Source organism: Streptomyces sp. ICN903 (genome assembly GCF_022015835.1).
Taxonomy (GTDB): domain Bacteria; phylum Actinomycetota; class Actinomycetes; order Streptomycetales; family Streptomycetaceae; genus Streptomyces; species Streptomyces fenghuangensis.
In genome coordinates, this window is record NZ_JAKMAY010000280.1 from 1 (window position 1) to 7,478 (window position 7,478).

8 protein-coding genes are annotated in these 7,478 nt (G+C 73.7%); 5 read left to right on the forward strand and 3 right to left on the reverse strand.

Translation table 11 applies throughout. From position 1 onward, the window contains the following. Positions 1-30 precede the first annotated feature (30 nt). A complete protein-coding gene (locus L7D48_RS23135; RefSeq protein ID WP_237882073.1) occupies positions 31-1,170 on the reverse strand; it encodes a SchA/CurD-like domain-containing protein in 1,140 nt (379 codons plus the stop codon). A gap of 217 nt (positions 1,171-1,387) precedes the next feature. Here L7D48_RS23135 and L7D48_RS23140 point away from each other — a divergent pair, with 217 nt between their 5' ends. Continuing rightward, entirely contained in the window at positions 1,388-3,028 is a 1,641-nt protein-coding gene (locus L7D48_RS23140) for an FAD-dependent monooxygenase (protein WP_237882075.1), read from the forward strand. 45 nt (positions 3,029-3,073) lie between these two features. Here the strand turns inward: L7D48_RS23140 and L7D48_RS23145 are convergent, their stop codons facing one another. Then, complete coding sequence (locus tag L7D48_RS23145) at positions 3,074-3,490, reverse strand: ATP-binding protein (protein ID WP_237882077.1); 417 nt, start codon at positions 3,488-3,490, stop codon at positions 3,074-3,076. A 164-nt stretch (positions 3,491-3,654) separates the two neighbouring features. Here L7D48_RS23145 and L7D48_RS23150 point away from each other — a divergent pair, with 164 nt between their 5' ends. After that, positions 3,655-4,716 (forward strand): Ppx/GppA family phosphatase, encoded by a 1,062-nt coding sequence (locus L7D48_RS23150; protein ID WP_237882079.1) that lies wholly within the window; start codon positions 3,655-3,657, stop codon positions 4,714-4,716. A 109-nt stretch (positions 4,717-4,825) separates the two neighbouring features. On the opposite strand, the gene L7D48_RS23155 is transcribed toward L7D48_RS23150, so the two are convergent. After that, on the reverse strand, positions 4,826-5,230 hold the full coding sequence (locus L7D48_RS23155; protein ID WP_237882081.1) for an arsenate reductase ArsC: 405 nt from the start codon (positions 5,228-5,230) through the stop codon (positions 4,826-4,828). A gap of 76 nt (positions 5,231-5,306) precedes the next feature. On the opposite strand from L7D48_RS23155, the gene L7D48_RS23160 reads away from it, so the two are divergent. The 3 genes from L7D48_RS23160 to L7D48_RS23170 all read left to right on the forward strand — a co-directional run bounded on the left by L7D48_RS23160 (position 5,307) and on the right by L7D48_RS23170 (position 7,246). After that, entirely contained in the window at positions 5,307-5,621 is a 315-nt protein-coding gene (locus L7D48_RS23160) for a helix-turn-helix transcriptional regulator (RefSeq protein WP_237882083.1), read from the forward strand. Continuing rightward, a complete protein-coding gene (gene arsB, locus L7D48_RS23165) occupies positions 5,618-6,745 on the forward strand; it encodes an ACR3 family arsenite efflux transporter (RefSeq protein ID WP_237882085.1) in 1,128 nt (375 codons plus the stop codon). The genes L7D48_RS23160 and arsB overlap by 4 nt, the downstream gene beginning before the upstream one ends. Positions 6,746-6,901: 156 nt before the next feature. Beyond that, positions 6,902-7,246, forward strand: coding sequence for an STAS domain-containing protein (locus L7D48_RS23170; protein WP_237882087.1), 345 nt, complete (start codon positions 6,902-6,904; stop codon positions 7,244-7,246). The last annotated feature ends 232 nt before the right edge of the window (positions 7,247-7,478 follow it).

The following is a 7,478-nucleotide window of genomic DNA, read 5'->3' on the forward strand; positions in this document are numbered from 1 at the left end:
GGGCCGGCCGGCGCCGCGGCCGGCGGGGGTTCAGGAGTGCGGTGCTCTCCGGTCGGTGAGCAGGCGCATGCCGGCGTGCGCCAGCAGGCGCAGGAGGCCGCGTTCGCCGGCCGGGGGACTGTCGAGGCCGAGCGCTTCGAGGTCGAGCAGGCCGGCCGCCTCGCTGAGGGCGCCCGGCTCGCCGAGGCCGAGGACCCGGGCGGGAGCGGAGTCCGGTTCGGCCTCCATCTCGACCATCCGTACGACGATGTCGTCGCGCTGGAAGACGGTGACGGCGCGGACCGGGTCGTGCGGGTCGTTCGCGGCGCTCTCCTCCTGCCGGGCGATCAGCCGCGCCAGGTCCGTGCCGCGTCCCTCCCGGGCCGGGTAGTACAGGGCGTGCCGCCGGGCCCGGGGCGACTTCGGCCCGCCGGACGCGGTGCGGTGCACGGCCGGCATCGCCGCGCGGGTGAGGAAGACCCGGGCGGACTGCGGATCGCCGAGGTCGCGTTCCCGCTCCAGGTGGGGGGCGAGGGCCTCCTCGACCTCCCGGACCTCGGGCCGGCCGATGGCGTGGCCGAGGGCGGCGGACAGGTCGCCTCGCACCTCGACGGTCTGCACGACCCTGTCCCCGTGCAGGAACACCGAGGTGCGCAGCAGCCGGGTGGCCTCGTCCACCTCGGGGTCGGGCGGGGCGAAGCCGGACAGGATCTCCGCGACCTTGGACTCGCTGCCGGGCCGGACGGTGTAGGTCAGGGCGTGGTGCACCGTGCCGTCGCCCAGGCGGACGGGCGGCCGCTCCCCGTCCGGAGCGGCCGCGGCGCGCCCGCCGCCGCGGGTCTCCCTGAGGATGCCGAAACGCAGCGGCCGCATGGTGCGGACGCAGGCGCGCAGCGGTCTGACCGTCTCCAGGTGCTCCTCGCTGTTCACCCAGGCGAGGAAGGGCGGCGCGCTCTCCCACTCGCTGGTGATGAGCCACTGGGACGGGTTCTCGATGGACTGGCAGAGCTGGTCGCTGATGTGGCCGGGCACGGAGGCCACCTGGGCGCACATGCGCTCGTAGGCGTCGAGGAAGCGCTGCTGGGCTCCCTCCTGAAGGTCCACCAGCAGGACGGCCCGGAGCCGGGAGCCGTCGAACACCGACTGGGAGACACGGTCCGGCACCTGGGGCGCGCGACCCGAGACCGTCATCCTGTGAGCCTTTCCGTTGGCGAACGGTGGGACTGCCGAGGGCGTTGACTCGGCGTCAGTCGTCATGAGAACTGATCATGTGACGCTCTTTCCGGTCCCGCAAACTGTCGGAATCAACCGGGTGAAGGGCGAGCGAAACGGACGCCTCGGTGGCATCCATAACCGTCCGGGGCGCGTGTGTGCGCGCAACGTGGAATCGATGTGCTGGAGGAAAGAGATGAACGAAGAAGCCGACCACAGGACCCCCGTCCTCATCGTCGGTGGTTCCCTGGTGGGCCTGTCCGCCTCGCTGTTCCTCGGCCGCCTCGGTGTGCGGCACACACTTGTCGAACGGCATGCGGGGACCTCGACCCACCCGCGGGGACGCGGCAACAACGTGCGGACGATGGAACTGTTCCGGGTGGCGGGCGTCGAAGCGGGGATCAAGGAGGCGGCATCGGTCCTGTCCGGCAACCACGGCATCCTCCAGACCCCCTCGCTGACCGGGGACGAGGGCCGGTGGCTGTTCCAGGAGATCGACCCGGACGGCGCGCTCGCCCGCATCAGCCCCAGCGCGTGGTGCCTGTGCAGTCAGAACGACCTGGAGCCGGTTCTGCTGGAGCGCGCCCGCGAACTCGGCGGCGACCTGCGGTTCTCCACCGAGCTGATCAGTTTCGAGCCGGACCCGGACGGGGTCACGGCCGTGGTCGGGAGCAGGGAGACCGGGGAGCGCACCACCGTCCGCGCCGACTACCTCGTCGCCGCGGACGGCCCGCGCAGCCCGGTGCGCGAGCGCCTCGGCATCGGCCACAGCGGCCCCGGCGAGCTGTTCCACAACGTGAGCGTCACCTTCCGCTCCCGGGGGCTCGCCGACGTGGTGGGCGACCGGCGCTTCGTCATGTGCTATCTGACCGGCCCGGAGGCGGACGGGGCGCTGTTGCCGGTCGACAACCGGGAGCACTGGGTCTTCCACATCCCCTGGCACCCCGAGAGGGGCGAGACGCTGGAGGAGTTCACCGACGCGCGGTGCGCCGAGCACATCCGCCGCGCGGTCGGCGTGTCCGGGATCGACGTGGAGATCACCGGAAGGGCGCCGTGGCACGCGGCGGAGCGGGTGGCCCTGCGGTACGGGGCCGGCCGTGTCCTCCTGGCCGGCGACTCGGCCCACGAGATGTCCCCCACCGGCGCCTTCGGCTCCAACACCGGCATCCAGGACGCGCACAACCTGGCGTGGAAGCTGGCCGCCGTGCTCGGCGGCTGGGCCGGGCCGGGCCTGCTGGAGACCTATGACGCCGAGCGCCGCCCGGTCGCGCAGGCCACCGCCGCCCGCGCCTCGGCACGCTCCGCGGAGCACAAGCACCCCGGCTACACCCCGGCCCCCGGCGCGCAGGGACGCGGTCCGCAGGGCGGCATCCTCGCCGTGGCCGTCGGATACCGCTACCCGCGCGGCGCCGTCGTGGGCGCCGACCCCGAGGCGCCGCCCGTCAGCGGGGACCTGCGGCTGACGGGCGAGCCGGGCAGCCGGGCGCCCCACATGTGGCTCAGCCGTGCCGGGGAGCGGGTCTCGACCCTGGACCTGTACGAGCGCTCCCTGGTCCTGCTCACCGGAGCCGGTACGGCGGCCGGGTGGTACGAGGCGGCCGGCCGGGTCGCCGAGAAACTGTCCGTGCCGCTGACGCCGTACCGGATCGGGACCGGGGCGGACGCCGACCTCGTGCCCGAGGACGGCGCGGACTGGGCGCGCACCCACGGCACGGAGCCGGGCGGCGCGGTACTGGTGCGTCCCGACGGGTTCGTGGCGTGGCGCTCGGCCGGGCCGGTACCGGACCCGGACGAGGTGCTGCGCCGGGCCGTCTCGACGGTGCTGGCGCTGGACTGACGGCCCCCGGCAGCGCGGCTCGTTCGCCCGCCCGGCCCGCGGGCATCACCCGGTGGGCCGGGCGGGCGGACGGAAGCAGGCGGTGACGGCCTTGCCGCCCGCGCAGGGGCGGGCCTCCCACTCGTCTGCCAGGGCGTCGACGAGGAACATGCCGCGCCCCGATGTGCGTTCGGCGCTGGGGGAGCGGGGCGCGGGGAGGGCGGCCGAGGAGTCGCGCACGCTCACGTGCAGGCACCGGTTGTCCCACGTCAGCACCAACTGGGCGGTGCTGTGGGCGTGTACGTGCGCGTTGGTCACCAGTTCCGAGACGGTCAGCAGCACCGCGTCCACCGTCTCCGGGGCCGATTCCGTCCACCCCAGCGACTCCAGATGGCCACGCGCCCACTCCCGCGCGGCCTTCACCCCGCTGGCCACCGGCAGTGACCGCGCCCACCCCACGGCCCGCAGCGACGACTCGCACACGATGGCCCACCTCCCTGCTCGCTGCGGGACTTCTACCCCCGGCGGGCCGGTGCAATGGCGCGGCGCCCGCGACACGGGCGGGACAACGGCGGGACATGGCCGGTCTGTGTCTGTGTCCGGGGTGTGATGGCATGCCGCACGGTGCCGGGGGGCACGAGCCCTCCATGCGTTTGGCGGTTGTGGACGTGGGGTCCAAGACGGTGCGGCTGGTGGTGGCCGACTGCGGCGGTGACATACCGCTGCCGGTGCACACGGCCAAGCGGCGGCTGAGGCTGGCCGAGTACGTGGAACCGGACGGACGGCTCGGCGAGCGGGCGGTGGACGCCGTGGTGGCCGCGGTCGCCGAGGTGAGGGAGGAGTCCGCCCGCTGGGGGGTGGAGCAGCCCTTCGCCTTCGCCACCGCGGTCATCCGGGACGCGCCCAACCGCCATCAGGTCCTGGAGGCCGTCCACAGCGGGGCCGGGATCCCCCTGTACGTCATGTCGGGTGTGACGGAGGGGGAGTTGTCGTTCCTGGCGGCCCGGCAGTGGATGGGCTGGCAGGCCGGTCCGATGGTGCTGCTGGACATCGGCGGCGGCTCGCTGGAGGTGGCCTTCGGCCGGGACAGGACACCCGGCTTCGTGGCCTCCCTTCCGCTGGGCGCGGGGCGGATGACGCGCGAGTACTTCGGGGAGGCGGACCCTCCGCCGGCCGGTGCGGTCAAGGAGCTGAGACGCCGCGTACGCCATGAACTGCGGGACGTGGCGGTCCGGATCCACTGGGAGCGCCCCCGTACCGCCGTGGCCGTCTCGCGCACATTCCAGCAGCTGGCCCGGCTGTGCGGGGCCCCTCCGGGGAAGCTGGGCCCCTTCGTCACACGCCGCATCGAGCGCGGGGACCTCAAGGCGGCCGTGGAGCGGCTGGCCTCCCTGCCGGCGGCCGCCCGCGCGGAACTGCCCGGCATCTCCGCCGCCCGTGCCCGGCAGTCCCTGGCCGGAGCCGTGATAGCGCACACGGCCATGCGGTGCATGGAGATAGAGACCCTCACGCTCTGCCCGTGGGGGCTGCGCGAGGGCGTCATGCTCAGGCAGATCCGGGAGCAGGCCCCGCTGTGGCACGAGGCCCCGCCCGACATGCGCCGGACGGATCCGCCCGGCGCGGCGCCGTCCCTGGCCCGGCCTCCGTCCGGCCGCCGCGGCCGGCCCGGTGAACGGGTGGTCAAGGACGTCGTGGTCCGGGAGGGTTGAGGGGCCGGCGTCCCTCCGCCCCTATGGACGGACTGCGCCGCACGGGCCGGGGAGGGCTCGCCTCCCCAGGGCCGGGCTCGCCGGCCCTCACGCGGAGGCTCCGGCGGCCTCAGGACGCGTCGATCCCGGCGATCAGGGCCTCGACGCGGCGGCGGATCTCGTCACGGATGGGGCGCACGGCCTCCACGCCCTGTCCGGCCGGGTCCTCCAGCTTCCAGTCCAGGTACTTCCTGCCGGGGAAGACCGGGCAGGTGTCGCCGCAGCCCATGGTGATGACGTAGTCGGCAGTCTGGACGGCCTCGGTGGTGAGCACCTTGGGCACCTCGGCCGACATGTCGATGCCCGCCTCCCGCATCGCCTCGACCGCGGCCGGGTTGACCCGGTCGGCCGGGGCGGATCCGGCGGAGCGGACCTCCACGCGGTCGCCGGCCAGGTGGGTCAGCCAGGCGGCGGCCATCTGGGAGCGGCCGGCGTTGTGGACGCAGACGAACAGCACGGACGGCTTGTCGGGCATGCGGGGTCTCTTCTCCTCGGCTCGTCGAAGGGGGGCCGGGTGGCATCACCTCCGGCTGATGTGACAGTATCAGCGCATGCTGACGTCAGTCGACACTGACCTGATCCGGGTGCTCGCCGATCCGCTCAGGATGCGCATCGTGACCCTGCTGGCCACCGAGACCCTGTGCACCACCCATCTGGTCGCCGAGACCGGGGCCAGGCAGACCAACCTCTCCAACCACCTGCGCGTGCTGCGCGAGGCCGGGGTCGTGGAGACCGAGCCGTGCGGCCGGTACACCTACTACCGGCTGCGCCCGGACGTCATCGAGTGCCTGGGCCGCTCCTTCACCGAGCTGGCCCGCACAGCCCGCACCACCCGCGCCGCCGAGACCAAGAGGGCCTGCCCGTGACCGCGACCGAAGAGACCACCGCACCGGCCGCCGGCCCGTCCGGGGAGGGCGGCATCGTCGCCCGCCTCTCCACCCTGGACCGGTTCCTGGCGGTGTGGATCCTGGCCGCCATGGCCGCCGGCCTCGGGCTGGGCCGGCTGGTCCCCGGCCTGAACGACGCCCTCAGCCGGGTCGAGATCGGCGGCATCTCACTGCCCATCGCGCTCGGCCTGCTGGTCATGATGTACCCGGTGCTGGCCAAGGTCCGCTACGACCGCCTGGACGCCGTCACCGGCGACCGCCGCCTGATGGTCTCCTCCCTGGTGGTCAACTGGATCGTCGGGCCGGCCGTGATGTTCGCCCTGGCCTGGATCTTCCTGCCCGACCTGCCCGAGTACCGCACCGGACTGATCATCGTCGGGCTCGCCCGCTGCATCGCCATGGTCATCATCTGGAACGACCTGGCCTGCGGCGACCGCGAGGCCGCCGCCGTCCTGGTCGCGCTGAACTCCGTCTTCCAGGTCCTGGCCTTCGGCCTGCTGGGCTGGTTCTACCTCGACCTGCTGCCCGGCTGGCTCGGCCTGGGCGACGGCGCGGCCCTGGACATCTCCGCCTGGGAGATCGCAGCCAACGTCGCCGTCTTCCTCGGCGTCCCCCTGCTGGCCGGCTACCTCACCCGCCGCCTCGGCGAGCAGAGGATGGGCCGCACGGCCTACGAGCAGCGCCTCCTGCCCAGGATCGGCCCCTGGGCCCTGTACGGACTGCTGTTCACCATCGTCGTCCTCTTCGCCCTCCAGGGGAAGACGATCACCTCCCAGCCGCTCGACGTCGCCCGCATCGCGCTGCCGCTGCTGGTCTACTTCGCGCTGATGTTCTTCGGCACCTTCGCCCTCGGCAAGGCCATCGGCCTGGCCTACGAGCGCACCACCACCCTGGCCTTCACCGCCGCCGGCAACAACTTCGAACTGGCCATCGCGGTCGCCATCGCCACCTTCGGCGTCACCTCCGGCCAGGCCCTGGCCGGCGTCGTCGGCCCCCTCATCGAGGTCCCCGTCCTCATCGCCCTGGTCTACGTCGCCCTCGCCTGGCGCAGGAAGTTCACCACCGGGCAGCCCGCCCCCGTCGCACGGGACACAGAGATCTGAGGCCGCACACGCCTCCCCCGGCAACGGGGGAGGGCGCGCTTCACCCTGCCCGGGCCGGCGGCCGCCGGCCCGGGCAGGAGCGGTGGTGAGAGGCTGGAGGGAGAGGACGGACACAGGCGCGCAACCACCGCAGGCCGGCACACGGAGGAGGTCGCCATGGCATCCGACCCGCAACCCACCGCACGGGCGCACCGCCCGACCCTGGCGATCACCGAGGCCGGGAGCCGCCGCGCCGTGCTCGCCGTCTCCGGCCGGCTGGACTCCACAACACTCGGTGAACTGGAGGGGCGGCTCACGGACCCGCGGCTGCTCGGCGCCCACGAGGTCGTGCTGGAGATGGACGGCCTGGACCACCTCGACCTGGCATGCGCCTACGCCCTGCTCCGCGCGGCCACCGGACGGCCGGAGAACGCCGTACTGACCGTCCGCGGAGCCGACCGGACCGTCCTGCGGACCCTGCACAGCGTCGGCCTGGACGCGGTCGCGGTGATCGAGGAGTGACGGCGGGCGCCGGTACCCGGACGCGCCCCGGCCCCGTCTTTCCCCGGCGCGGGCGGAACCGCCGATCTTTACGGGCCGGGGGCGGGACGCTACCGTCGGCCTCACCGTTGTCAGCCCGACGCCGCCCGCTGGAGTCCCCATGCGCCGAACCGTGCTCGCAGCGGTTCTGATGCCCTTATCCCTGTCTCTGTCCCTGGCCCTCACCGGTTGCGGTGCGGGAGGGGAGCCGGCC